This is a genomic window from Psychroflexus salinarum (assembly GCF_042677225.1).
In the GTDB taxonomy this organism is placed as follows: Bacteria; Bacteroidota; Bacteroidia; order Flavobacteriales; family Flavobacteriaceae; genus Psychroflexus; species Psychroflexus salinarum.
This window is the reverse complement of the sequence record NZ_JBHTIV010000002.1, coordinates 30,145-55,843: the sequence shown is the minus strand read 5'-3', so window position 1 is coordinate 55,843 and position 25,699 is coordinate 30,145. Positions and strand designations below refer to the sequence as shown.

Below are 25,699 nucleotides of genomic sequence, written 5' to 3'. Positions count from 1 at the left end.
TCTAAAATATTTATTGAAAATGAAATTATTCCGATTTATAGTGGCTTCTTCGCTATCACTACTTCTTCTTTATTCTTGCCAAGACGATAGAGATGATAATATTTCAAACATAAATGAATTGGCCAATCAAGAAAACATCAAAGACTTCATTTGGAAAGCGATGAATTTATTTTATGTGTATAAAAGTGACTCTCCGGATTTGGCTAATGATCGTTTTGATAATAATAACATTACAGATTACAGAAACTTTCTTAACAAGATAGATTCTCCTGTAGATTTTTTCTTCTCTCTTCTCGCAGACCAAGATCGTTTTAGCTTTATCGTATCAGATTTTGTAACCTTGGAACAAAGCCTGGATGGTATTTCCAGGTCTAACGGTATGGCATTTGGCTTAATTCAGTATGAAGGAACAAATACAGTTTTTGGTTATATAAGATATGTGGTGCCAGGTTCCCCCGCAGATGTGGCAGGTTTGGAACGTGGCGTTATATTTAATAGAATAGATGGTAATCTCTTTACTCCACAGACAAATTTCAATCTTCTTCTTTCTCCAGATAGTTACACAATTGGTTTAGCAGATTTACAAGATCGTGTGCTGACATCTAGAGATGAAGAAGTAAGCCTAAGTAAAATTCAACTTACTGAAAACCCTATCCATGAACATAAAGTTCTTGATGTCGATGGCCTGAAGGTTGGTTACTTAATGTACAATAACTTCAGAACACCGTTTAATGCTGAGCTGAACACTGTCTTTTCAAATTTTGCTTCTGAAGGAATTACCGATTTAGTTTTGGATTTGAGATACAATTCTGGTGGAAGTATAGAGACTGCTAAAGACTTATCAAGCATGATTACTGGACAATTCAATGGTCAAATTTTTGCAAAGCAAATATTTAATGAAAATTTTGAGGAAGAAAATTTAATATTTGACAATGAAATTTCTACAGGAGAAACAATCAATAGCTTAAATTTATCTAGAGTTTATGTTCTCACCACGGAATCTTCAGCCTCTGCTAGTGAACTTCTCATAAATGCTTTAAATCCATATATAAATGTGGTTCAAATTGGAAGCACAACCGAAGGAAAATTTGAAGGCTCAGCAACATTATATGATTCCCCAGACTACTCAAGAAGAGATGTAAATTTAAATCATACTTACGCTATCCAGCCTTTAATCCTTAAAACAGCTAATAAAGATGGTTTTACAGATTTTTTTGATGGTCTCCCACCTGATATTAATCAAAGTGAAAATTTCGAAAACCTTGGCACTCTTGGGAATGTACAGGAAGTCTTACTTAATAGAGCTTTACAGGAAATAAGCCCTGGATTTGCTCCCTCTTCATGGCAAGAAAAAAATCGAATTCCCGTTGAAATCATTGGAGAAAATCAAATGTTTGAACCATCATACCAACGGATGTACATAGATTCAAATTCTTTATCATTTTGATCTCTAAAAAACTCAAAAAAATAAAGCATCTTGAAGAACATGTAATTTTGAAGCTAAAGCTTTTGAAGCTTCAAGATGATTTTAAATCTTTAGTTTCGATTGTCGCTCATGACATAACTACCCCTTTGGGTTACCTTAAGTTCTCAACAGAAATTCTCAACTCTCAGTTAGATGAAAAAGCTGATAAAAATTTAAAAGAAACTGCAAGAGTAATCACTAATTCAACTTCCAAACTAAATAAAGAAGCTATACAGATAATTGCTGATGCCAGGTCAAAACTTGAAAAGCAAAAAGAATTTTGGCCTGCAAAGGATGTCATCGTTTCAAGCTTTGAGAATTTTGATATTGATTTTGACAAAAATCTCATTAGTGGTCAACTTAAAGCTGAGCTGAAAACAGACCTCATTCTCAACAAATATTTAATAAGCAGCATACTTGTCTGTTTTTATAAACTGAAATTGAAAATTGATTCTATTGTTATTGAATCAAAAGAAGAAAAATTGTTAATTAGGTTTAATTCCTCAATAGATAAAGCTGAAACCTATAAACTAGTTGAAAGTGAAATTAAAGGTCTAAAACAAAAAGAAATTTTAAACTCTATATGTGATTATTTGGATGCAGAGATAAGTTTAAAAGAAGAAAAAACAGGCCTTAGTTTGAGTCTTAACTTAGCTAACTAGCTTTAATCTTAAAGTCTGTTCTGTATGCGTCTACCAGTCCAATATTGTTGTCAATATTTAGCTTTTGCATAATTCTCTTTTTATATGTACTTACTGTAGATTTTTGTAGATTGAGCTCATCAGAAATATCTATGTTAGATTTCCCATCAGCTAGTAATGACAATATTTGAAACTCTCTGTGAGAAAGCAAATTGGATAATGACAGGTCATTTTCACCCATTTTATTTATAAGATCAACATCAAAAGTTTCATCTATAAAACGTTTTCCATTTTCTAATACCTTGATAGCTAAAGCTATTTTATGTAAAGGCTGAGATTTGCTAAGATAACCATCAGCTCCATTTCTTATGAAATTCACAGCGTATTGAGGTTCATCATGGGCAGAATACATAAGTATTTTGGTGTCCTCGTAATTAGATTTAATGTCTTTTACAATGTCAACAGTGTTTCCCCCAGGCATTTTAATATCCAAAATAACTAAATCAATATTTTTATGAGCTAAAAGTTGATTTCTCAACTCATTAGTTGAAGCAACTTTTATAATTTCTGGATTAGAAATATTCTGAAGGATAATAGCCTCAACTCCGTGTTTTACAACGTCGTGATCATCTGCTAAAATAATTTTTGATATTTTCTTCAAATTAAATTGGCTATTTAAATTTTCACTAAAATACAAAAAGTAGTATTAATACTACATCTATATTTAAATATCTTATTAAAAAAAAATTAAATAGAATTACCAAAGGATGAAATAATATTTCATAAGCGCTCAATCTTTATTTTAATCTTAAATTTGCAAACGAAAAAAAATTGCATATGAAATCTACAGCACTCAATCATATTCATCATAAATTAGGAGCGAAGATGGTTCCTTTTGCAGGTTATGAAATGCCAGTATCTTACACAGGTGTAAATGAAGAACATGAAACTGTTCGCCAGCATCTTGGTGTTTTTGATGTATCACACATGGGAGAATTTTTTGTTGAAGGCAAGGAAGCTCTACAACTTATTCAAAAAGTAACTTCCAATGATGCTTCTACCCTAGTTGACGGTCAGGCTCAGTACACCTGCATGCCAAATAAATCAGGAGGAATTGTAGATGATCTCATCATTTACAAATTTCATAAAGAAAAATTTATGATGGTTGTCAATGCTTCCAATATTCAGAAAGATTGGGACTGGATCAAATCTCACAATACTTTTGATGCTGAATTGTTAGACTTATCAGACGATTACTCTCTATTAGCTATCCAAGGGCCTAAAGCAGTAGAGGCTATGCAAAGTATTTCTCCATTAAATTTATCAGACATTAAGTTTTACCACTTTGAAGTTGGAGAATTTGGAGGAGCTCAGGATGTTATCATATCAGCCACTGGTTACACAGGTAGTGGAGGTTTCGAGATTTACTTCAAAAATAAAGATGCAGAGCAGATCTGGACCTCTGTACTAGAAGCTGGAAAAGAATTTGGTATAAAACCTATCGGTCTAGCTGCTCGTGACACATTGAGACTAGAAATGGGAATGTGCCTTTATGGAAATGATATTGATGAAACAACTTCTCCTATTGAAGCTAAATTGGGCTGGATAACCAAATTCACCAAAGATTTTATCAATGCTGAAGCATTAAAACAAGAAAAAGAAAATGGACCTTCAAGAAAACTAGTTGCGTTTGAAGTTACTGACAAAGGAATTCCAAGACATGGTTATGAACTTCTTAATGCTGAAGGTGAAAAAATAGGCCATGTCACCTCTGGAACTATGTCTCCTAGTCTCAAAAAGGCGATTGGCATGGGTTATGTAAAAACAGAATATGCAAAATTTGGAAATGAAATTTTTATCCAAATTAGAAAAAAACAAGTAAAAGCAGTTATTGTAAAGCCTCCTTTTTACAAAGCTTAGCTATATAAAAAGCTAGAGAATTGAGCCATTTCTAGACTAGGAATGGCTCAATTTATTTACTTAAAAAACACAAAGTTATTAAACACTCAAAAAAAATATTGATTTTAGGAGCTAGTGGCTTTTTAGGCAGCGTCCTTTATAAGGAACTATCTCCTTATTACGATGTTTATGGAACTTATGCGACAGACAACGAGGCTCACGACATCAATAAGAGAATGTTTCAATGGGATACAGAAACTGAAACTATAAGTCTTCTGTTGAAGGAACTTGCCCCAGATTTAATTATTTCTGCTATAAGGGGTGATTTCACTGCACAAATACACAGCCATTTTGAAATTATTGATTACCTCATCAAATTTCAGAAAAAATTGATTTTTATTTCTTCCGCAAACGTATTTGATGTATTTACAAACTACCCATCTTATGAATATGATAAAACACTGTCTGATAGTGTGTATGGAAGGTTTAAAATAAAAATAGAAAATGCATTACTCAGGCTCCCTAATCATCTATATAATATTGTAAGGCTTCCCATGATTTATGGGCATAATTCCCCTAGGTTGAAAGAGCTGAAGCTTATGCATGAGTTGAAAGAACCTATTGAAGTTTTTCCAAACGTCGTTATGAATGCAACTACCCATGATAAGTTTGCCCAGCAAATTCATTACATAATCAACAGAGAACTACAGGGAGTTTATCACCTTGGTAGTAAAGATTTGATTCATCATAAAGAATTGGTGCACGACATCTTAAGAGGATTAAATCTTGAAAATCCAATATTCAAAAATGTGTATAATTCCAACGAGGACCGGTACATTGCTGTTATTCCAAAGAAAAACATACTACCTGAGAATTTACAAATAAATATAGATGAAGTTGTAAAGAATTCTGTGAAACTTTCATAATCTCTATTTTATTCTACAGCTAATATTGTAACTTGTGTTCAAAATTAAATTTTATGAAACCATTACAAGACGCAGAAATTGAATCAAGATTAGAAAAGTTTGAAGGCTGGACTTTCAATGGAAATGCCATCCATACTACCCTAGAATTTGCAAACTTTAAAGAAGCTTTTGCTGCAATGACAAGAATTGCTTTTGAAGCTGAGGCACAGCAGCATCATCCTCAATGGTATAATGTTTATAACACCCTTGAAATTTCTTTATCCACTCATGATGCTGATGGGGTAACTGACAAGGACTTTAAACTGGCAGAAAAAATTGAAGAAATCATTACCGCCTAATTTTAACAAAAGTTGAGTTAATTATTTCAATAGCTAAACACTGGAAGAATCTTAATTCTATATTTGTTCAAAAATTATTTTGAATATGATTGATGCTTTAGAATGGAGATATGCAACAAAGAAATTTGACGATTCCAAATCCATAGATTCAAATAAAATTGAGCTTTTAAAAAAAGGCTTTAATTTGACGCCTACATCTTATGGTCTACAACCATTAAGACTGGTTATCGTTAAAAACCAAGACTTAAAAAATAAGTTATTTGAGCATAGTTACAATCAAATTCAAGTGAAAACGGCTTCGCATGTTTTGGTAATTTGTATTGAAAACACGGTGGATGAGGAATTCATCAATCATAATTTTGAATTGCAAAAAGAAATTCGAGAAGCGGAAGATGAGATCGTAAAACCTTTTAGAGATTTTTTGATCAAAGATTTTACCAACAGAAATGACCAGCAGATAAAAGCTTGGGGGATAAATCAAGCTTATTTGGCTATGGGGAATTTACTAACGATTTGCGCTGCAGAAAAAATTGATGCTTGCCCGATGGAAGGTTTCGAAAGTCATGCTTATGATGATATTTTAAATTTGAAAGAAAAAGGAATATCCTCAGCACTAGTTCTTCCAGTAGGTTATCGAGCAAAAGATGATAAATTTGCCGATTTCAAAAAAGTGAGACGACCTCAGGAAGAGACAATTATTGAGTTTTAGAGGTTAGATTTTAGATTAAGGTTGAATTGATCTCAAGAGTCAAGAACTATTTCTTCACTTCCAAAAGTGTTATATTCATACATTAAACTTAATTTTCATTTTGGTTATTCTGAATTCTGACCTCATTAGGAATACTACTTAATTTTTGTTAGAAAAATCTAAGGAAAAATTCAAAAAAATGATTTGTAGAAAGACCCCACAGGTTTTTAAAACCTGTGGGGTTTAAGATTTATGCTATAAATTTTAAATTATTCTTTCCCATCTACGAAATCTTGTAAATAAGCATATCTAGGGGTTAGTTTCCCATCTTTGGTCATTCTAGCCCGTTCTAAAATTCCATCTAAATCATTGTTGAAAAATGCAGGAACCACGTGTTCGGCAAACATTTGTCCAAAACCTTCACTAGCGTCTTTAGGCAATTCACAGGGCAGATTGTCTACAGCCATGACTGTAATGGCCTCTTTGGCATCATAAGCAACTTCAGATTCAGTTTGTGGATGGTAACCATAAAACGGATATGCGATGGTAGAAGCTCTTATGGTTGAGGCAACAGGGCCATCGATATCGCAACTGATATCAGCAACGAGATTGATTTTAAAGTCACGATGTTTGGCATCTTCTCTGGTAAATAAATAAGGTGCATTATCACCGTAGAAATGTCCCGCAATAAAGAAATCTGTGACTTTAGCAAATCTCATAAAATCCGATTCATACGGCGTTGGATCTAAGATGAACTCGGAAATCTTACCAGGCTTTCCATCCTTTCTTTTGTTATAATCCAACACATTAATTACAGTAAAAACAGGTTCTTGGTAAGAGCTAGTCAGAAATTCCTCTACAGTGACTTGTTTAATTTTTAAAAAATCCAAAATTTCTTTAGCCCCTTTTGCGACTTTTCCTAATCCTGAAAGACAAATTTTAAGATTTGAGATTTTTATATTGCCTAATTCTCTTTTTAAGGCATCTAGATCATCCAGGCTCTCAACTTTGGGCAAATCAAAAAGTTTATCTCTTAATCCTAAAGCTCTAAAACCATTATACGCTCCAACTAAGCCAGCATAACGACCAAAACCTATGAGTCGTCCCCCTTTATTAGACGTTATAACCTCATGATCATAAAGTTGAATATTTTTATCGATTATTGCTTTAAGTAAATCTCTATTGTAAGGTTGTTTTTTGATAGTATGGGAAAAGAAGAAATAGGACTTATTTGGAATCAGAGCTTCAATAGGCACTTCTTTCACACCAAGTAGAATATCACAATCTGACAAGTCACTTTCCAAACTTAAATCTTGCTGTTCATAAGTTTCATTTGAAAATATGCGAATGTCTGAAGGTTCTACAACGAACTGTAAATCTTTAAACTGACTCTGGACTTCTTTGGCTTTTTGTGGTGAAAACACTACACGTCTATCTGGTGGAGTTTTCCGCTCTTTTATAAGTCCTATTTTCATATTAATTATTTTAAGATGATTTTTGCTTCAAATATAGGATTAATATCTATTTTCGCATTCCTGTTTTGGAAACGAAACGCTGGTTTTGCTCGGATGCCTTAATTTGACGTAAGCCTGCGTTAGGGATAGAAACGGCATACTTTTTGCTACTTAATTAAAGGTGAAAAAGATATGGCGGATAGTCCTAAACTTTGGGAAGCAAAAGCTTCCTAAAAGGTTAAAGGCCTAAACAAACATGTTCATTGACGTGATGGCAATTGTTATGCTTCACACATTTAAATTGGGGTCGATTTGGTTTTGACAGCAAGACCAATTGAATGGTAAGCACGCCGAGCGCTGGGATATAGCTCGTAAATCTCATATTTCACACTTTTTTAAACGGCGAAGATAACTACGCCTTGGCTGCATAATCCGAATCACAGTAGGATATGCTTAACCGTTACAAGGTAACGGGCTAAGATGTCTCGCAAAAGCCTTGATTTACGGCGTTTGCAACAGAGGCACCGGTAAAGTAAATATAGCCAAAGTAGGGCCTTGATGCTTTGGTAAATTCTAATTGAGGATAAGGATAAAGTAGGTGGTCTTCAGCCAGCTTTATCTCGAAAACCTAAGAGAAGACTAAGCGTGTAGAAAACTATTGAATTGCTTGTTTGGACGGGAGTTCGAGTCTCCCCGACTCCACAAAAAACCCCCATATACCCAGTGTATATGGGGGTTTTGTTTTATAGGTGACAAATTTGGTTGTATTTTTAATACAAATCTTCATTTTTAAAAGGAATCAAGGCTAAAATGACAGCCTCTGTGTAATAGCCTGTTCTGTTTATTGTACCTCCTGTCAAAATGCCTACTGCTCCACTTTTTTGTTTAGAATTATCGCGTTTAAAGACTATATCATCTGCCTCACCAAGCTCCTTCCCTGCTTTAATCAAGTCAACCACCTGTTTAGGGAGAAAAAAGGTTCCTGTTCTGGATTTACCGTACTTCTCTTTGGATTTAATAAAGACCCAGGCAAATGCCTGCATTTCAGTTTCGATATTTGCTATCCCTCCTTCTATACCAATATAAAAATCGGCGTCCTTGTAAGTTTTAACAGCATTGTCAGCTCTGTTTTTTGCTCCGCGAAAGGTTTCCTCATCACTCATAGGCTGGTCGGACACATTTGACTGGACAGATACACCCATACATTCGAATTCCTGATTGGGAAACATCTGTTCCAATCCATTTTTTGCTGCCTGTATTTTTACAGGGTTTTTTGAGGCGATAATTACTTTTTTCATGAACATTTGAATTTATACGTCTTTTTTTATTTATATTTTTTAAATACGGAAAATTGCCTTCTCTTATCGTTTAAAGTTTCAACACTTAAACTTCTGCCTCCAAAGGCTTGAATTATAACACCACCCGGCTATAATTTTAAACATACCAAAATTTTGAATTAAGAGAACTTCAGGAAGTGAATATAAACGAGACTGACAAAAATAACTTTTCTTTAGAACGGGTTTAAACTATCAGTTGAAATCTAAATTTGAGTTTTTCTTAACCTATTAATTTCTAACTTAGAAGTTGAATCAAAAATCTTATATCATGACAATTTTTGAAGCTTTACGCCAGGAACACGAAATACAGCGCCATCTCGTTGCTAAATTGGTAGAAACCCACGGTGATACTGAAGAACGAAAAAAAATCTTTGATCAATTGAAACATGAATTAAAAATTCATGCAGATGCTGAAGAAAGACACTTCTACATACCTCTAATAAAGAAAGACCTTACTCAGGAAAAAGCTAGACATAGTGTTGCAGAACACCACGAGATGGATGAACTAATGGAGCAACTGGAAAATACAAAAATGAATGCGTCTAACTGGTTAAAGATTGCAAAAGCACTTGAGCACAAGGTAATTCATCATCTAGATGAAGAAGAACATGAGGTTTTCCAAGTAGCAGGAAAAGTTCTTACCGATAATCAAAAAACTAGTCTTGCTGAAGATTACAATAAGGAAATCAAGAAAATGAGATAATCTTCTGTGCCTATTTCTTATTTCACCCTACTGCATCAATTATAGAATCTTGGATTATTCAAATTAATATAAAACCCCTGTAAACTTAATGTCTACAGGGGTTTTATAGTTTATCTAACCGTTTTATTCATAAAATATTATCAGTTAAACTTTTACATAAACTGTTTTCTTATTCACAAATTCCATCATTCCTTCTCTCGCCAATTCCCTTCCGTAGCCAGAAATCTTTGTTCCGCCAAATGGAAGTCTCGGATCTGATTTTACAAGCTCATTTATAAAATAAGCCCCATCACTTACTCTATCTGCCATTTCCATAGCTTTTTGAGTATTTTTCGTAAATACTGAGACTCCGAGTCCAAATTTTGAATTTTCAGAAAGCTCAAATGCTTCATCTATGGTTTTAGCTTTGATCATAGCTGCTAGTGGACCAAAGGTTTCTTCATCGAAAGCAGGCATTCCTGGTCTTACATTTCCCAAAATAGTTGGTTCATGAAAGCATTCCTCTTGCTTTCCTCCCAGCAATAATTCCGCCCCTTTTTCTATGGATTTTTGAACTTGCTTCTGAAGTTCAACTGCGAGATCTTTTCGAGCGAGTGGTCCAACTTGCGTTTTGTCTAAACTAGGATTTCCAGACTTAAGTTCACTTGCAGCTTTGACAAATTTGGATACAAATTCATCATAAACTGAATCGATCACAATAAACCGCTTCGCAGCGATACAACTTTGACCACTATTCATCATCCTAGCTTTGATGGCAGTTTCAACAGCCTGATTTATATCTGCATCATCCAAAACTATAAATGAATTACTTCCTCCAAGTTCTAAAAGGCTCTTCTTAATATACTTACCAGCCAACTGAGCTACTGAAGAACCTGCTCTCTCACTTCCGGTGAGTGTAATAGCTTTCACAGCATCGTGAGAAACAACACTTTCAGTTTCATCGTGGTGAATGATCAAATTTTGAAACACAGCCTTAGGGTATCCAGCCTTAATAAACACTTCTTCAATCTTCTCAGCACAACCAAAAACATTGGAAGCATGTTTCAACAAGCCTGTGTTTCCAGAAGTTAATGTTGGAGCGGCAAATCTAAACACCTGCCAAAATGGAAAGTTCCAGGGCATCACGGCAAACACTGTCCCTATCGGGTCATGTCGCACATAACTTTTTGAAGCATCGGTTTTAACTTCTTCATGTGCCAAAAATTCTTCAGCATGTTCTGCATAATAATCACAAACCCAGGCGCATTTTTCAATCTCAGATCTGGATTCAGAGATAGGTTTCCCCATTTCTAAAGTAATAACCTCAGCATATTCATCTACATTATCTCTAAGTATTTGGCCTGCTTTTTTAAGAAGTCCTGTTCTTTCAGATAATGGTGTTTTTCTCCAATGCTTAAATGCTTCAGAAGAATCTTCTAGTTTTTGATTAAGCTCTTCGGAAGTAAGTGAAGTATATTCTGCGATGTTTTTTCCATCGTAAGGATTTTTGCTTTGAAATTTCATTTGCTTTAGTTTTAAAAAACTCATTCAATTTTGAAATATTTTCAAATTTGAATAAAAAGTTTTGGTTGATGAACAATTAAATTTATGACTTTATAGTTGACCAAACTTCTTTTAAAAACTCTTTTGTAATTTCCTTGGATTTTTTTGGTGCAACTTTATCCAAATAAGGATTGGAATAGGTTATGTTTTTGGCAGTATGGCCTTTATATGGCATTGCAAACTGATTGTTTTTTACCCTTCTCTTTCTTTGCTTGAGCTGAATCCACTCCTCCTTTTCCTCAAAATCATCAAAACTTTGACTTATTTTCTTGTCTGGCCAATGCAACTCAACCCGACCTGAATTAGGTTGATAAGCCGCTGTAAATAAAGTGCCAAACCCTTCTTTGAAAAGATCATTATAGAGAGGTTTTCTGAGAAATGCAGCAACTAAATCATCTGCTGAAAGATCATCTTCTTCCAGTAAATGACTCAAAAATAAAGACCTTTCAACCGTTTTATTAAACCTAGCGATCTCCGGCCAATCTACTTTCTTTTGGTGATTTGTAGTGTATGCAGAATTTGTTACAACGGCTTTTTCATTGGGTGCAACTCTTATGGTTTTATACCTCCCCGACTTGTCTGCGACACTCACGTTATAAGCCATGTGAGAAGGAATTCTAATTAAAGCATCTATAGCTTCGTCTACATTGGAACAAAATTCAAGAATATACCTTAAAATAAAGGGAATCCCGAATCCTTTTCCCGTGATTTTTCTTCCCCCAAAGGTTAGTGAAACGACTAAACCATCTTCATTGATACCATCCAAAACGCCAATGAGACAATCGCTCGTCGCAATGACTTTTTTTTGATTCCATTTGGTAAGGATTTGAACGCCTTCAAACAGGTCTGGATGATGATCGTAATTTCGAACGAGTTGAAAATCCTCGCCTTCCAAAATCGCATTTGAGCAGCCGCTAACATAAAATGGGGGCTGATAGCCCGTGAGAAATTTAGCAGCTAATTCATCTGCATCCACAAGATGACAGAGTCGTTCATAAGTCGGCCATATCTCTGGCATGTAAGTTTTTAGAGCTAACTGAGAAGTTTCCAAATCTGCAGTTGGAACATCGTTCTCATTTTCAATTAACCACTTTTTATAAGCCTCCCAATGCGTAAAGAACACGTTTTGCCATTTTAAGCCAGGCAAACCAGGTTCTGAAATCGTCTTAAAATTAATCTGCATATAGAGATTTATTATTTAGTCAAAGATCCGGATAAATTCGACTTGCGTTTATCTTCAACGACAACTGAAGAAAACTTAGATCGTATCGCTTTTATCCAGTTTCTGGCTCTGTCGTTCAATTCAAAATCGTCTGTCATCATCCTGCCTCTGGATACCAAAATTCCCATATCTGCGCCTTCATAAAGGTAATCGCCATCTTTGGCTATTCTCATAAAGAAAGCTTCATTTTCATTTTGTACAGCACGTCTGTGGGTATCCATCCTATCAAACTGAATGTGACCTGTATCATACATTTTCCAGATACCAGATTTTGCAGACTCGGTAACGTATTCAATTGTATCTGTAGTGTGTTTTACAATCAATTGACTCCAGCTATCTATGTTTTGCTGATTTGACCAACGCTTGTTTAATTTTTCAACATCCAGAGCATAATCAATGTTCATCCATTCTAAAATATGAAAAACAAACAAAGGAGCATCTGCCAAGGCAAACACAGCATGGTTGGTAATGGAACTGGCCCCGGTAACTCTAGGATTGAGCTCACCTAAGTAAATCTCTCCATTATCTTGATCTATGAGGAAATCCAGCTCAAAATAACCCTTATACCCTTCTTCTCTCAATTGATTTCCAAAAAGCTGTGTGTAATCGACTGCCTTTTGTCTCAACTCTGGCGTAAAGGCATCTGGGTATATTTCGTTACCACACCATCCTCCTTCGTAAGGGGTCAATTCTTCAAAACCAACCAATTCTGTCATTAATGGCGCAACTATAGTACCATGTCTCGTGACACAGGCTTCAATAGCTGATCCTCTGCAACGAATACGTTTCATGATTTTCACCTCAGATTCTTCTTCAATTTCATCTGCATATTCAAGGTATTCTTCTTCATTTGAGATAAAGAAAGTGGTATGACCAGAATCTCCAAAAGGCGTTTGAATCACCAGTTCATTACCTAAATGCTCAGAAACTTCACGTAAGTGATCGTAATTTTTAACATTAGAAAGCACGTAAGGAACGCAAGCGACCCCTGCTTTCTCTGCAATTCTATTGGTATTGACTTTGTTGTCAAGAAAAGTTCGCATTTCAGCTTTTGGAAACATAATTTCCAAGCCTAGCTTTTCTGCAAGTCTTTCGGTTTCTTCGTTAAACATGAGGAACATCGCCTTTCCTGCTCTTCCATCAACACTTCTGGTCTTGATGTAATCCTGCACTTCCGGGTGTTGCAACAAGTAGTTATTAATATCTTCTATACCTTCAAAATCATCGTGAGGGATTTCGTTTTTTGGAGAAAACACATTGGGATGTTGTCCATCAAAACATTCGATATAAGTGATGAATCTAAATCCTTTTATCCACTCATCTGCTCCCAAAAGATTGAAGTTGGTGGCACTTATAAAATATAAAGGTTCTTCATTTTTATGAAAAGCCCTTCTGATGTCTGAAATGCCATTCAATTCAACTTTTTTAGGTCTTCCTCTTTTCTTTTGAACAGTTCCAGGGGAAACTTTAGTTGATTTACTTTTGGAGGATGCACCAGCTTTAGTTGATGCTGACTCTTTCTTACTTTTTGACTTTTGATCTCCACGAACTGGAATTTTGGTCTCATCCTTTCCGGTGATTGTAGCCTGCTTAGAATGAGATTGATCTCCTGTCTTTTTATCTTTTGAGTCCATAAATTTATTTTTTATCGATTAAATTTTTCTTTTTATTACTTCCCATGGAAGTTACTGTTTGTTGTCTATTCAAAACACTGTCTTTAAATACCCTTAACCCGAGTTCTGGTGAATATCCGTGAATTTCAGTCACATCCAAAACAGTTAAGAAATGAATGATTTCTTCGCTTACCACTTGTCCTGGGACCAGAACAGGAAATCCTGGTGGGTAAGGAATTATAAAGGATGAGGCTACCAAAGTTCTTCCGCCTTCTAAAGTAGATTTGCACTCCGATAAAGGGACGTATTCGTAATTTTCTTCACTATAGGCTAGTGTGAAAGCCTCTCTGATATTCCCTCCAGGAACGCCGGGGACCGCTTGAAAAGAATTATGAAAATAACTAAAGTCTGGTAAAGGCGGGAAATCCTGCGTTAACGATTTGATTTTAGCCTGATGTATTTTATTTTCTTTTGATGTCAGTGACAATTCCTCTCTGTCCAACTCATCGGCAATTTTCAGCAGCGCATTTGTCAAATAAGTGATGCTACCTCTTGTGGTACCAATATTGGTCATCAATAAAACTGAGTTTCTGGAAGTTTTATTGATTTGGATACTAAACTGATCCATCAAATACTTATTCTTAAAGGTATCTCCATCCACTCCAGTTCTTCCTATGTGTATGGTAATCTTAGTGGGATCCAAAACAAATTCATCATTTTTCCAGGCCTCATCCATTCTATTCCAGCCTGACTTGGGGTTGTAATATTCCGACAAGCCTGATGACCTGTATTCCTTGGGAATAAAATCGCCTACAGTCAGTACATCAAAATACTTTTTCAATTTTGGGTGATCATTGACTTTTGCCCTAAAGACCATGGCTAATTCTATACTTTTTTCCACAAGCTCATAGCCTTCAAACTGCACTTGCCTTCTTCCAGCATCCAGAGAGGCAAGAATTTGATAATTTGGAGATGTAGAAGTGTGAGTCATGTAGGCTTCCATGAATGTATTCTGTGTTTTCTTTCTGAAATCCTGATCCCAAATGTGGATCATAGAGCCTTGTCTGAAACTGCTTAAGGTTTTATGCGTACTTTGGGTTGAGTACACTCTTATACGCACCTTATCTGGATCTGGAAGTTTTGGGACTTCACCTTTTTCTAAACCCTTGATATGCTCTTCGTATTCAATCCTATATTTATCCGTTTTATATTTTTTGCTGAGTTTATCGGCTACATACATTCCTGTTCTCTGCTTGTAGCTGTAAGTAAAACCAGCAAAAGCAAACCAGGCTTCATCCCAGAGAAAAATCATATCTGGTTTGATAGCCAAAATCTCTTCCATTACTTTTTCAACATTATACACAAGACCATCAAAAGTACAATTGGTAAGTAATAGCATTTTGACCAATTCCATTCTCCCCGCCTCTTTCAGTTGCAGCAACTTATCTTTAATTTGTTGCAAAGGAACTGCTCCGTACATCGAATATTTTTCTATCGGATAGGAGTCCAGATACACTGGATATGCACCAGCGAGTACTAATCCATAATGATGAGATTTATGACAATCTCTGTCGATTAAAACAACATCCCCTGGCTTTACCAAGGCCTGCACCACAATTTTGTTGGAAGTCGAAGTTCCGTTTGTTACAAAAAAGGTATTTAGTGAGCCATAAGCTTTACTAGCCATTTTTTGAGCCGTCTTCAAAGTTCCTGTAGGCTGAAGTAACGAGTCCAATCCACCTTTGGTTGAAGAAGTTTCAGCCAAAAACATATTCCTTCCATAGAAATTTCCAAAATCATTGATCCATCTGGATTTGAAAACTGAATTACCACGAGATATAGGCATGGCATGAAATACGCCAGTGGGCTTCTTACTATACTCTTTCAAGGCCGAAAAAAATGGAGTTTCGTATCGCTTATAAATTCCTCTTAGAATCGTCAGGTGTAATTCCTGAACATCTTCCGCTCTGTAAAAAATTCTATCGAAGGTTTTTAAGGTGTTATCTCTAAGGTTTCCCAGGGAGGTATCCGTCACATAATACGTATCAATCTCAGGTCTGAATTTCTTGACCAATCTGCCAAGTACAGGGCCCAAACGTATTTCTGATTTTGAATTCATGTCTAAATCCAGAATACTTTGAACAAAAGGCTCCAGTACCGGAGTAATTTTCTTGGATTTGTACGGAGGGGCGTAACGTATAACTACTGCCTGAATATTACTGTTGAACTTCAACGCTATCATGGCATCTTCAAAGGTTTTTTGAACAACCACCCCATAATTGAATTGATCACTACTAGTGCAGACCTCTTTTATATCACTTCTCAGTTTATTCTCCTCCTGTGGAGAAATGTCCTCTACAAAAAGAACCTCAAAGTAATTTTTGCCCTTTCCATCGTATTTATCGATGGCTTCCAGCTGTTCTGTACTCAACTCCTCATCTTCTAACGCATTGGGGTTACTCCGGTATTTATCACTTACAAGAAGCTTGGTGATTTCAGAAATTTTATGAGCAAAAGCAGTGTATTCTTGCCTTTCCATCATTTCAAATAACAATCCTAATCTATGAATTCCTGGGAGAGCAAAGTAGCTTTCAATACTTTCTAACTTTTTGAGAAGTTTTTTGACTTTTTCAATTTGATTCTTCTCTTCAGTTGAACCTTTAGAATTCTCGCCAAGTTTTGAAGATTCCAGCTTTAAAGAATTCCACGACTCTAGACGGAGTTGATTGATATTATAACAATTGGAAATTTGAAGTTTTGAATTCATCATAAGTATTATTGGCTTGAGTAAAGTGCTAATTTGTTTCCTTCTGGATCTATAAAAATGGCGAAACAACCAGCCTCCTCGTTTATGAGCGTTTTCGGCATTACAATTCTACCCCCAGCGTTTTCAACATTTCCAAGGACCAAGTTGAGATCTTTTCCAGCATTTAGATATATTAACGGTCCTGAATCTCCGGGTGTTGAACCAGGACCAGCTACTATTGAGCCTCCAATTCCATTATTAACAGGAAAAAAAGCCATTGCATAATTATCATCAATATTGGTTTCCATATCAATTCCAAAAATCTGGTTGTAAAAATTTACAGATTGCTGAAAATTGATGGCTGGAATTTCAAACCAACTTATAAAATCTTTTTGTTGTTTCTTTATTTTAGGTGATGTTCCTCCCATTGCTTTTTTTTTAAATTATCCACCAAATCCCTTATATCCAGTCGGATTGTGTGGGGGTTTATATTCATGCTCTTTCATCTTCAACTCAGTCAAATTATCTAATCTTGTGGGCTTAATGAGTGGACCTAGTGAATTTAGATAAGGTAATTGAGCACCAGGTTTATATATATTGAATTGACCAATATGATCTCTAAAACTTTTTAAGGGTTGACCTAAACGTAATATACCGAGTTCTCGACTCCTCTTAACACGATTTATATTGAGTTCAAGTGGAAAAATTTCTTCATTGCCTTCGGCCTGGTAAATAACTCTACCATCAGGTCCACAAACTATTGATCTTCCACTACCTCCAGACTCCAATCCGTTTACATCAAAGAAGTAACATTGATTAACGGCTGCCATTGCTCTTACAATGGACAATTCCACATCTCGATCTATAGTTCCAGTCATAGTTGGATGTAAGATAACTTCTGCTCCCATAACGGCTAGAGTACGTACAGTTTCTGGAAACCACATATCATAACAAATGGATAAACCAAATCTTGCTACACCCGGCACATCAAATACACAAAATTCTGAACCTGGTGTAACTCCTACCTCATAAGGATAGAATGGAAACATCTTTCTATATCGTGTCACAATTTCACCTTCAGGATTTATGACTGTAGCAGTATTGTAAATTTTACCTTCGCTTTTCTCAAAAATAGAACCTGGTAGTAACCAAACACCATGTTTTTTGGCCATCGCCTGCATTTCTTTTTCAAATTCTCCTGGAATTTCTTGAGCAGTATGTGTTAATGGACCGTAACCACATAATTCACTATACACCACCATATTTACCCAGGGATAAAGACTCATAGTGATATCAAGTTTCAATTTCATCATTTCCACATTGGAGACGACCGCTGAAGTCTTCATTTGGATTCCAGCTATTGCAAATGGATTCATATATTATTTATTTTTTGTTGTCTGGAAAATTATTTCCCCAAATTAGTTTTATTCATTGTATTTAAACACACTATAATTATTGAAAATTTTGCACACCAAATTATATTATAGCTTCTTTCAAAGCACTATAATATATAAATTCCTAAGTATGTTTTCTTATTTGATTTTCAAGAATATCTAGACCTCTATTTAATTGTTCATCTGTTATGACCAGTGGACATAATATTCTTAAAACATTTTTAAAGGTACCAGCACTTATGAGAATTAAACCGTCTTCAGCACAGCCCTTTAATATTTTTGAACATAAGTCGGTTAGAGGTTTTCCTGGGTCGTTGTCTTCAACAAATTCTATCCCTATCATAGCTCCCAAACCTCTTACATCACCAATTTCAGGACAATCTTTTTTAAGGCCTTGCATACGTTCTGTAATTATATGTCCGATATGTATGGCTCGATCATTAAGGTTTTCGTCTTTCATAAATTGAATGGTAGCTATAGCTGCAGCGCAACAAATTGGACTACCTATGTAAGTACCTCCTATTGTTCCAGATTCTGCAGCATCCATTATTTCTGCTCTACCTACTACAGCTGCAATAGGAAGTCCAGAACCCATTGATTTGGCATACGTACTTAAGTCTGGCTGAACTCCATAATGTTGCCAGCTAGCCCAATGACCGGTACGACAAAAACCACTTTGGATTTCATCAAAAACTAACATAACACCGTGCTCATCACAAAAAGAACGCAAGCCCTCAAGATACTTCTGAGGTATTGGATTAAAGCCACCTTCTCCTTGTATTGGCTCTACAATAATTGCAGCGACGCTATTGATGTCAACCATACTATGAGCACTTTCTCTAAGTCTGTGAAGTTCTGTTTCCACAAATTCCTCCATATCCCTTGAACCTCGATATTTATAAAAATTCGGAAAAGGAATCCTATAAACCTCTGGAGCAAAAGGTCCTGATGAAAATTTATAATTTACTTTGCTAGTGAGACTCATGCCCATTAATGTTCTGCCATGATATGCTTCGGTAAAGCATATTACAGCAGGTCTTTTTGTCGCCTGACGTGCTATTTTAATAGCGTTCTCTACAGCTTCAGCACCAGTGCTGATAAGCATAACTTTGGTATGATCACCATGTGGAAGAATTTCTGCAAGTTCCTCGCTAAGCTTTATGTATGGCTCATAAGTGACCACATTAAAGCTAGTGTGCAGGTATTTTTCTGCTTGTTCTTGAATAGCCTTCACAACAGGTGCTGGGCAATGACCTGCATTTACAACTCCTATTCCACCAGCAAAGTCTATCAATTCATTCCCATCTACATCTGTAATTATTGCACCTTCAGCCTTTTTCACAGTGGCTGTATTGAAAACACCAACGCCATTGGCTACGATGTTTCTTCTCCTGTCAAGGAGCTCCTGAGATTTAGTTTGCTCTTGAGTCATAAAATTTTAGTTATTCAATTTATTATAATTTTTAATTTAGATTGTAATAAGATGGTTTGAACCCAATCTCTAATTTAGAGGTCTCTCAATATACAATTAAATTTTATTATTCAAAATTGCTTTTACTTAAGTAATCAAGAATAAAAAATATTTTTAATTAAATTTATGGTAAAAAACTTGTTAATGCATTGATAAATCAGTCATCGACAAACAACTTTAAAAAATTTTATTTAACTGATTGCTAATATCTTACAAATTATAAATCAAACTTTAATTTTTACTTAAAGCTAAAATCAACTCCAATTAGTTACTTGTTAAATAATTTAACGAAATTCTTTGGGAATTAAATATCATTTCTCCATGCGCTAAATGAAGATATATTCATAATTATCAGGAAGACTAAGCGTCTTAAGACTTCAATAAAACATTACTAGCTACTAAAATTTAATATTTAAGCATATTTTCGATCATTAATTTTACCGATAAAGATACTACTCAATTTTATTTTATTCTCTTTATTTATAACGTCTTGTCATTTTAATAAAATTAAAAACATGAAAATATGGCTCAAAAAATAGATACTCAGGAACTAAAGTTTTGGAGTGGTAATCGTACTCAAATCAGAAAAGACTACGAAAGAGAAATTTTACAGGCTGTCTTAAAAGCAACTGAAAATGATTTTGGTTTATGTAAAATAGAAGAAAACTCTACAGAGTTACCAGGTGATGAAGAATCTAAAGTATTTACAGAAAGAAATTATGACTTATTGGTCACTATTGCTGGAAACCAAAAGTTTAAAGACCAGGATATTTTTGTTATTGAAAAACCATTAGCTAAAAACTTATTGGGTTACAGAATACCTATCGTCCATCAAAGCGCTTTAGATAAGTTCAATACAAAAACTTCAGAAACTAAATTGAAACAACTTGTTCATGGCATTCCAGAAACCTGGAGCGATGTCAAAATATTTGAAAAAAACGGATATTCGGTTTTAGAAAAAGGCAACTTAGATAGTCTGTTTGAAAGGCTCTCGAATAAAGAATTTGATTACACAGCCTTTGGTGCAAATGAAATTTCGAGCGTTTTTGAAAGAAGAGCATCAAAATTTGATAACCTGGGAATAAACGATGGGATCTTGTTTTATTATCCATTTCCTATGGTATTTTATGTCAACCCAAATCAAAAAAAGCTTGCTGAGCGACTAGACGTTGGTTTAGAAAGAATTAATAAAAACGAGGTTATGGACTCAATTTTCAATTCTTATTACGGAACATTGATTGAGGATTTAAAATTAAATGAACGTAGAATCTTTACACTAGAAAATCCATTTATTCCGAAAGCCTTTAAAACCTCTGAACCAGATTTTAAATTTATTAAAAGTAATAACTAATAAATCTAGATTGAAGTCCTAAAGTTTCAAACACAAATCTCACCAAGAACTTGTTATTTTGATTCTGTTAATACATCTATTTTATGAAAACTCTTATTCCATCCATTAGTCTTATTTTCTTTAGTGTTAATTGTTTGGCTCAGGATACTTTTAAGAAAAGCTATTACATTTCAACCTTTAAAGACACCACCTCAGGGTTTATTAAGGATTATGACTGGAAAAATAATCCAGAACAAATAGTCATAAAAAAACATTGACTGCCAATCAAAGAAAGTTAGACCAAAATGATATTCCAGGTTTCGAAATCTATGGTCAAGCTAAATATAAATCTGTAAAAGTCGATATTGATATTTCAGAAAACCCTCTCTCCGACTTAAGTAGAGATAGGCTTCCTAACGTTAAAGAACAGCATTTACTGCTGAAAGTTTTGGAAGAAGGTCAGGCTAATCTATATACATATTCAAAAGGTACTTTCACTCGTTATTTTTTATAAAACACAAGACGTTAAAACAGAAGAACTTATATATAAAAAATATCTAGGTGACAAGTACAAAATAAGGCAAAACAACAATTTCAGACAACAGTTACTCAATCATTTAAATTGTAAAAAAATATCAGAATCGCAATTTAGAAATCTGGAATACAAAGAAAAAAATCTTAGAAAAATAGCTTCTCAATATAATGAATGCTTCGAAAATTCAACTTATAGCTACAAAAGAGAAAAAATAGTCAAATATTATTCATATCGATAAGGCCTGGAATTCAATTTGCATCTTTGATCGTAAATGAAGGAATAAGTAATTCTGTTGAAACTAAATTTGGATCCGGTATTTAGAAAAATATGAAAGTAAAGGTTTATAAGTCATGTAAAAGTCCACCTGAAGTAGACAAAGCAATACGCATTCTGAATTATAAGGGATTTTTCGCTACTGGTCATCGCTTTTAGAGGAGTTGATTACTGACTTATATTCTGCATGATATTTATAAATCAAATCTATCAGCTCCAATTTTTTATCCTTGTCAAGATAGTGAAAACTCATTTTTTTAGAACCCAAAAAATCCAAAAAGAGATGTTGATACTTCTCTGATAATTTAAGTTCCTCCACCAAAAAGGCTGTATTCAAAATTTCATCACTTTTAAAAAGAAAAATAAAATCTTGAGTCTCCAACAATCTTTCTTTTACAGGCTGGTCTTTAGATTTTTTATTTGTTTTAAATAAGCCGAATAGACGATGAATTAAGTAACCAATATTTCCTTTAGAGGGTTCATAAAGTGTAGGGTTCTTGATAATATCCTTTTGTATACTATTCTTCAGGTTCTTGCTTAAGGTATTGCTATCTATTTTATAGCCATAAACAACAACTTCATCTAAATTATCAGGCTCCAATTCAATCACAATGTCGTTACCAATCTGATTTGCTTGTACTTCAAAAATATAGGTTTTGTAGGCTACCGATCTAAGTACAATAGAATCACCCGCGTTTGCCTGGATTTCAAAATACCCCTCTGAGTTTGAGGTTAAATTTAGATCCTGGGTCGTATTTGATATAGGAAAGTTAGGCACCCTGCCATTTTGATCATATAAGTATCCGGTAAGCTGTTGACTAAAGGTTTGAGTTGAAAATAGAATAATAAAGATATAGAAGAGAACCTTCATTTTTTGACGCTTGTGAAAATTGTGTACCAAGTCTTTTTGCTGCTTTGTCTAGTGGCATGTGAAATAAAAACATACTTCGCTATAGTCGTAATTTTAAAGAATCAACCTTAAACCTTTAGTTTTAGCTCACAATGCTCCTTCGAAGATACTCTTTGTAAGCAACATTTTTTTAATTGAGTTCTATTAATTTTATTTCATTAGCGGAAATTCTCGTAAAAGTTCCGGTTACAAAATCCTGATTCTGCAATATGGAATCTAATTCGATGCAAAGATTGTTACAGTCAATACTAATTTGATTGAGCAATTCTAAACCCCTGTCTGTCGTTATAAAATTTTCTCCATTTTCAAATCTATTTTAAAGAGAGTTTCGTTATCAACTTCTTGTGTTGACTGAATTTCTAAAAGCGTATATTTTATAGAACTTGCGTCGTCGGGCGGATTGTCTATTGGTTCTGCCTTCACAGATAAAGTATAGATTGTGCCAGGCTGGTAATTAAATCCGTCAATTGTCGAGTAGAATTTAGTCCAATTGTCGGTTCCAATATTATCTCCTTCTTGAACAAGATAGGTCAAAACAGGTACTAATCTAGGTCCAGTATTCTGAAAATGATTCACTCTCATTTCAAGAATTTGAGATTGGTTGTCATCATCATTAGAACATGACATTAAAGTTGCAAGAATCATTAAAACTAAGAGTTGTTTTTTCATTGGTGATCTATCTATGAATTAAAGGTAAAATGTATATCTAATATAAGGGTTATATTAAGATCAACAATTTGAGTAATTTAATGCGAGACTAATGAGTATGAGTCTTCTAGCCTGCCTGCCGGCAAAGTCAGGTGGAGCTGTCAATTTGTTTTGAATAATAAATTTTTCAACTCAATAAGATATCTATCTATAAAGCATAGCGGAATTGGAATAGTGTTTATTCAGTTTCATACATTTTATTCCCAAGTTTTTCAATAATGCTCACTATTTTTTCGGCTTTTTGATGGTCAGTCGCAACAGTATTAATTTCAGTAAAAATATCTTCACGTTGATTTTTACTCAAATTCTCAAAAATGGTAACTACCTGAGCATCCCTGAAACATTCAAGAATTTCTGCATTATCATTGTCATCCGTTTGATTTTCAAGATATAAAGTCACAATCACAGTGTCGCCACCTGTTTTGTGTATTGTGCTCCTTATTTCAGAATTCACAGACATTTTCTTATCAGAATTTTTTACTGGTCCTAAGTTCTTGTTCTTTATTTCGTAGCCATCTATAGTTCCTGAAACTTTTAATTCACCCCATTTGCCTTTAATTTCTTTTGTGTTTGGTATAATCAATTGATATGTCCAAGCTCCATTGCCAGGGGTGTATTGCAATGTCAGCTTTTCATTTTTAACGATGTATTTCATTCGTTTGTTGTTATTTTGATGTTTATCAGTTCAGTATTTATATTATTGCCAACTTATATATTTGTGTAATAAAACCCGGCTACCTCAGCTATTTACAAGACAAACCTAAATCCTAATACCCTGCTGCCTGTCCATCGACTCGAGATTCTGAAGCGCCGTAATACACGCCCTTTTCGTGGTCCTTCATAATGCCCTGATATCTTCCGAAGAAACTATTACCCACCTCAACTTTGTGGCCTTTAGCACGGAGTTGGCGAACAACTTCATATGGAATTCCAGACTCTACGTTCACTTGACCTGTGGAATTCAATTTATCCTTTACTGATCCAGTTGGTTCTGAAGACCCTGAATGATCCCATCGAGCAGCGTCGCCTGCTTCCTGAATATTCATCCCAAAATCAATAATATTGGTCAGGATACTCACATGACCAATCGACTGGTAAGCTCCTCCCATATTACCGAAGCTAAAAAATGGCTTACCGTCTTTCATCACAAAACCTGGAATAATGGTATGAAATGGTCTTTTTCCTGGTTCATATACATTGGGATGCTGCAGATCAGTGGAAAATAATTCACCCCGATTCTGAAAACTAAAGCCAAGTCCAGGCACAACGAAGCCTGTTCCCATGCCTCTAAAGTTACTTTGTATCAAAGACACCATATTGCCTTCACTATCTGCTGTTGTGAGGTAAACCGTATCTCCATTTTCAATGACGTCAACTCCTGTACTGACATCTTGCATAGCGGTTTCTCCAATGAGTTGTCTGCGTTCAGCAGCATAGTTTTTAGACAGTAAAATATCATAAGGCACATCCTGAAAATCTGGATCGGCATAATGCTTGGCTCTGTCTTCGTAAACCAGCTTTTTGGTTTCTATAAAAGCATGCAAAGTTTCTGCCGTTCCGTAGCCCATGGTCTGAAGGTCATAGCCTTCCAAAATGTTAAGCATCTGTAAAACAGCTGTTCCCTGAACGTTACCTCCTACCTGATAAACATCATAACCTCTATAATTGGTGGTGACAGGTTCAATCCATTCAGAATGATGATTTTCAAAATCTTCATAACGTAAGTAACCATTGTTATCTTTCATCCATTGATCTGTCTTTTTGGCGATTTCCCCTTTGTAAAACGCATCTCTCCCATCTTCAGCCAGGAGACGTAATGTGTTGCCGAGATCAGGATTTTTGAAAATCTCACCTTTCTGAGGGCCGCGGCCATCTATGGTGAATGTACTTTCAAAAGCGCCGGGCTGTGACTTCAAAAAAGGCACACTGGATCTCCATCGCATGGATATAGCTTCAGTCACAGGAAATCCGTTTTCAGCATAGTCGATTGGCGATTTCAAAATGTCATTCATCGGTAGAGAACCAAATTTTTTATGCAGCTCAAACCAGCCATCTACAGCTCCAGGAACTGAGACCGAAAGCAAATGATAAGGCGGTATACTTTCTCGATCGATTTCATCTAGCTCCTCAAGCAGGTCATCGTAGGATAAACCTAATGGTGAACGTCCACTAGCGTTAATCGCATACAACTTCTGACTTTTCTCATGCCAGATAATAGCAAACAAATCACCTCCTATTCCATTTCCGGTGGGTTCCATAAGCCCGGTTGCCGCATTGGCGGCAATGGCTGCATCAATGGCGTTTCCACCCTGCTTCAGGATATCCAATCCAATTTGAGTGGCTAAGGGATGACTGGTGGCCACCATCCCGTGTTGGCCTATAACTTCAGACCTTGAGGCAAAGTTCAGTCCATTCGCTTCCCTGTCTGCTTGGGCAAAAGTGAAGCTTGTCATTAATAAACTAATTGATAAAATGCTAAAACACTTGAAATATAAATTCATGAG

Annotated in this window: 24 protein-coding genes and 1 other RNA gene; 11 read left to right on the top strand and 14 right to left on the bottom strand. The window is 35.2% G+C overall.

Annotation, left to right across the window (positions count from 1 at the left end):
* Positions 1–19 precede the first annotated feature (19 nt).
* On the top strand, positions 20–1,447 hold the full coding sequence (locus ACFQ0R_RS00260) for a S41 family peptidase (protein WP_379656361.1): 1,428 nt from the start codon (positions 20–22) through the stop codon (positions 1,445–1,447).
* A complete protein-coding gene (locus ACFQ0R_RS00255; RefSeq protein WP_379656360.1) occupies positions 1,444–2,127 on the top strand; it encodes a hypothetical protein in 684 nt (227 codons plus the stop codon). Before ACFQ0R_RS00260 ends, ACFQ0R_RS00255 begins: the two co-directional genes overlap by 4 nt.
* On the opposite strand, the gene ACFQ0R_RS00250 is transcribed toward ACFQ0R_RS00255, so the two are convergent.
* Positions 2,120–2,767, bottom strand: coding sequence for a response regulator (locus tag ACFQ0R_RS00250; RefSeq protein ID WP_379656359.1), 648 nt, complete (start codon positions 2,765–2,767; stop codon positions 2,120–2,122). The two genes, ACFQ0R_RS00255 and ACFQ0R_RS00250, sit on opposite strands and share 8 nt — an antisense overlap.
* A 176-nt stretch (positions 2,768–2,943) precedes the next feature.
* Here ACFQ0R_RS00250 and gcvT point away from each other — a divergent pair, with 176 nt between their 5' ends.
* The 4 genes from gcvT (at position 2,944) to ACFQ0R_RS00230 (ending at position 5,978) form a co-directional block, all read left to right on the top strand.
* Positions 2,944–4,026, top strand: a complete 1,083-nt coding sequence (gcvT, locus tag ACFQ0R_RS00245; RefSeq protein WP_379656358.1) for a glycine cleavage system aminomethyltransferase GcvT — start codon at positions 2,944–2,946, stop codon at positions 4,024–4,026.
* Between the two features lie 98 nt (positions 4,027–4,124).
* Positions 4,125–4,931 (top strand): sugar nucleotide-binding protein, encoded by an 807-nt coding sequence (locus tag ACFQ0R_RS00240; RefSeq protein ID WP_379656357.1) that lies wholly within the window; start codon positions 4,125–4,127, stop codon positions 4,929–4,931.
* A 53-nt stretch (positions 4,932–4,984) separates the two neighbouring features.
* Positions 4,985–5,269, top strand: a complete 285-nt coding sequence (locus tag ACFQ0R_RS00235) for a 4a-hydroxytetrahydrobiopterin dehydratase (protein ID WP_379656356.1) — start codon at positions 4,985–4,987, stop codon at positions 5,267–5,269.
* Positions 5,270–5,354: 85 nt separating this feature from the next.
* A complete protein-coding gene (locus tag ACFQ0R_RS00230; protein WP_379656355.1) occupies positions 5,355–5,978 on the top strand; it encodes an NAD(P)H-dependent oxidoreductase in 624 nt (207 codons plus the stop codon).
* Between the two features lie 248 nt (positions 5,979–6,226).
* Here the strand turns inward: ACFQ0R_RS00230 and ACFQ0R_RS00225 are convergent, their stop codons facing one another.
* A complete protein-coding gene (locus ACFQ0R_RS00225) occupies positions 6,227–7,432 on the bottom strand; it encodes an NAD(P)-dependent oxidoreductase (RefSeq protein WP_379656354.1) in 1,206 nt (401 codons plus the stop codon).
* 282 nt (positions 7,433–7,714) lie between these two features.
* Here ACFQ0R_RS00225 and ssrA point away from each other — a divergent pair.
* Positions 7,715–8,116, top strand: a transfer-messenger RNA (tmRNA) gene (ssrA, locus tag ACFQ0R_RS00220).
* A 65-nt stretch (positions 8,117–8,181) separates the two neighbouring features.
* Here ssrA and yjjX read toward each other — a convergent pair.
* Positions 8,182–8,709: an inosine/xanthosine triphosphatase gene (yjjX, locus tag ACFQ0R_RS00215; protein WP_379656353.1), complete on the bottom strand. Its 528-nt coding sequence runs from the start codon at positions 8,707–8,709 to the stop codon at positions 8,182–8,184.
* Positions 8,710–9,016: 307 nt separating this feature from the next.
* On the opposite strand from yjjX, the gene ACFQ0R_RS00210 reads away from it, so the two are divergent.
* On the top strand, positions 9,017–9,451 hold the full coding sequence (locus ACFQ0R_RS00210) for a hemerythrin domain-containing protein (protein WP_379656352.1): 435 nt from the start codon (positions 9,017–9,019) through the stop codon (positions 9,449–9,451).
* Positions 9,452–9,595: 144 nt separating this feature from the next.
* On the opposite strand, the gene ACFQ0R_RS00205 is transcribed toward ACFQ0R_RS00210, so the two are convergent.
* From ACFQ0R_RS00205 to ACFQ0R_RS00175, 7 genes are all read right to left on the bottom strand, one after another.
* A complete protein-coding gene (locus tag ACFQ0R_RS00205; protein ID WP_379656351.1) occupies positions 9,596–10,954 on the bottom strand; it encodes an NAD-dependent succinate-semialdehyde dehydrogenase in 1,359 nt (452 codons plus the stop codon).
* A gap of 82 nt (positions 10,955–11,036) precedes the next feature.
* Entirely contained in the window at positions 11,037–12,176 is a 1,140-nt protein-coding gene (locus ACFQ0R_RS00200) for a C45 family autoproteolytic acyltransferase/hydolase (protein WP_379656350.1), read from the bottom strand.
* Positions 12,177–12,187: 11 nt separating this feature from the next.
* On the bottom strand, positions 12,188–13,849 hold the full coding sequence (locus tag ACFQ0R_RS00195; RefSeq protein WP_379656349.1) for a biotin carboxylase: 1,662 nt from the start codon (positions 13,847–13,849) through the stop codon (positions 12,188–12,190).
* Positions 13,850–13,853: 4 nt separating this feature from the next.
* Positions 13,854–16,598, bottom strand: coding sequence for an aminotransferase class I/II-fold pyridoxal phosphate-dependent enzyme (locus ACFQ0R_RS00190; RefSeq protein WP_379656348.1), 2,745 nt, complete (start codon positions 16,596–16,598; stop codon positions 13,854–13,856).
* A 5-nt stretch (positions 16,599–16,603) separates the two neighbouring features.
* A complete protein-coding gene (locus ACFQ0R_RS00185; protein ID WP_379656347.1) occupies positions 16,604–17,002 on the bottom strand; it encodes a VOC family protein in 399 nt (132 codons plus the stop codon).
* Positions 17,003–17,017: 15 nt separating this feature from the next.
* The gene (locus tag ACFQ0R_RS00180) at positions 17,018–17,950 is read right to left on the bottom strand and encodes a carbon-nitrogen hydrolase family protein (protein ID WP_379656346.1); all 933 of its coding nucleotides are present in this window, start codon (positions 17,948–17,950) and stop codon (positions 17,018–17,020) included.
* Between the two features lie 142 nt (positions 17,951–18,092).
* Positions 18,093–19,400 (bottom strand): aspartate aminotransferase family protein, encoded by a 1,308-nt coding sequence (locus tag ACFQ0R_RS00175; protein WP_379656345.1) that lies wholly within the window; start codon positions 19,398–19,400, stop codon positions 18,093–18,095.
* A 562-nt stretch (positions 19,401–19,962) separates the two neighbouring features.
* Between ACFQ0R_RS00175 and ACFQ0R_RS00170 the strand changes: the two genes are divergently transcribed.
* From ACFQ0R_RS00170 to ACFQ0R_RS00160, 3 genes are all read left to right on the top strand, one after another.
* On the top strand, positions 19,963–20,790 hold the full coding sequence (locus tag ACFQ0R_RS00170) for a hypothetical protein (RefSeq protein ID WP_379656344.1): 828 nt from the start codon (positions 19,963–19,965) through the stop codon (positions 20,788–20,790).
* Between the two features lie 83 nt (positions 20,791–20,873).
* Positions 20,874–21,047, top strand: coding sequence for a hypothetical protein (locus ACFQ0R_RS00165; protein ID WP_379656343.1), 174 nt, complete (start codon positions 20,874–20,876; stop codon positions 21,045–21,047).
* On the top strand, positions 21,044–21,283 hold the full coding sequence (locus tag ACFQ0R_RS00160) for a hypothetical protein (protein WP_379656342.1): 240 nt from the start codon (positions 21,044–21,046) through the stop codon (positions 21,281–21,283). Before ACFQ0R_RS00165 ends, ACFQ0R_RS00160 begins: the two co-directional genes overlap by 4 nt.
* Before the next feature lie 433 nt (positions 21,284–21,716).
* On the opposite strand, the gene ACFQ0R_RS00155 is transcribed toward ACFQ0R_RS00160, so the two are convergent.
* The 4 genes from ACFQ0R_RS00155 to ggt form a co-directional block, all read right to left on the bottom strand.
* Positions 21,717–22,448 (bottom strand): hypothetical protein, encoded by a 732-nt coding sequence (locus ACFQ0R_RS00155; RefSeq protein ID WP_379656341.1) that lies wholly within the window; start codon positions 22,446–22,448, stop codon positions 21,717–21,719.
* A gap of 324 nt (positions 22,449–22,772) precedes the next feature.
* On the bottom strand, positions 22,773–23,156 hold the full coding sequence (locus tag ACFQ0R_RS00150) for a DUF4377 domain-containing protein (RefSeq protein WP_379656340.1): 384 nt from the start codon (positions 23,154–23,156) through the stop codon (positions 22,773–22,775).
* 217 nt (positions 23,157–23,373) lie between these two features.
* Positions 23,374–23,850 (bottom strand): DUF1905 domain-containing protein, encoded by a 477-nt coding sequence (locus ACFQ0R_RS00145; protein WP_379656339.1) that lies wholly within the window; start codon positions 23,848–23,850, stop codon positions 23,374–23,376.
* 112 nt (positions 23,851–23,962) lie between these two features.
* Positions 23,963–25,696, bottom strand: a complete 1,734-nt coding sequence (ggt, locus tag ACFQ0R_RS00140; RefSeq protein WP_379656338.1) for a gamma-glutamyltransferase — start codon at positions 25,694–25,696, stop codon at positions 23,963–23,965.
* Positions 25,697–25,699: the final 3 nt, after the last annotated feature.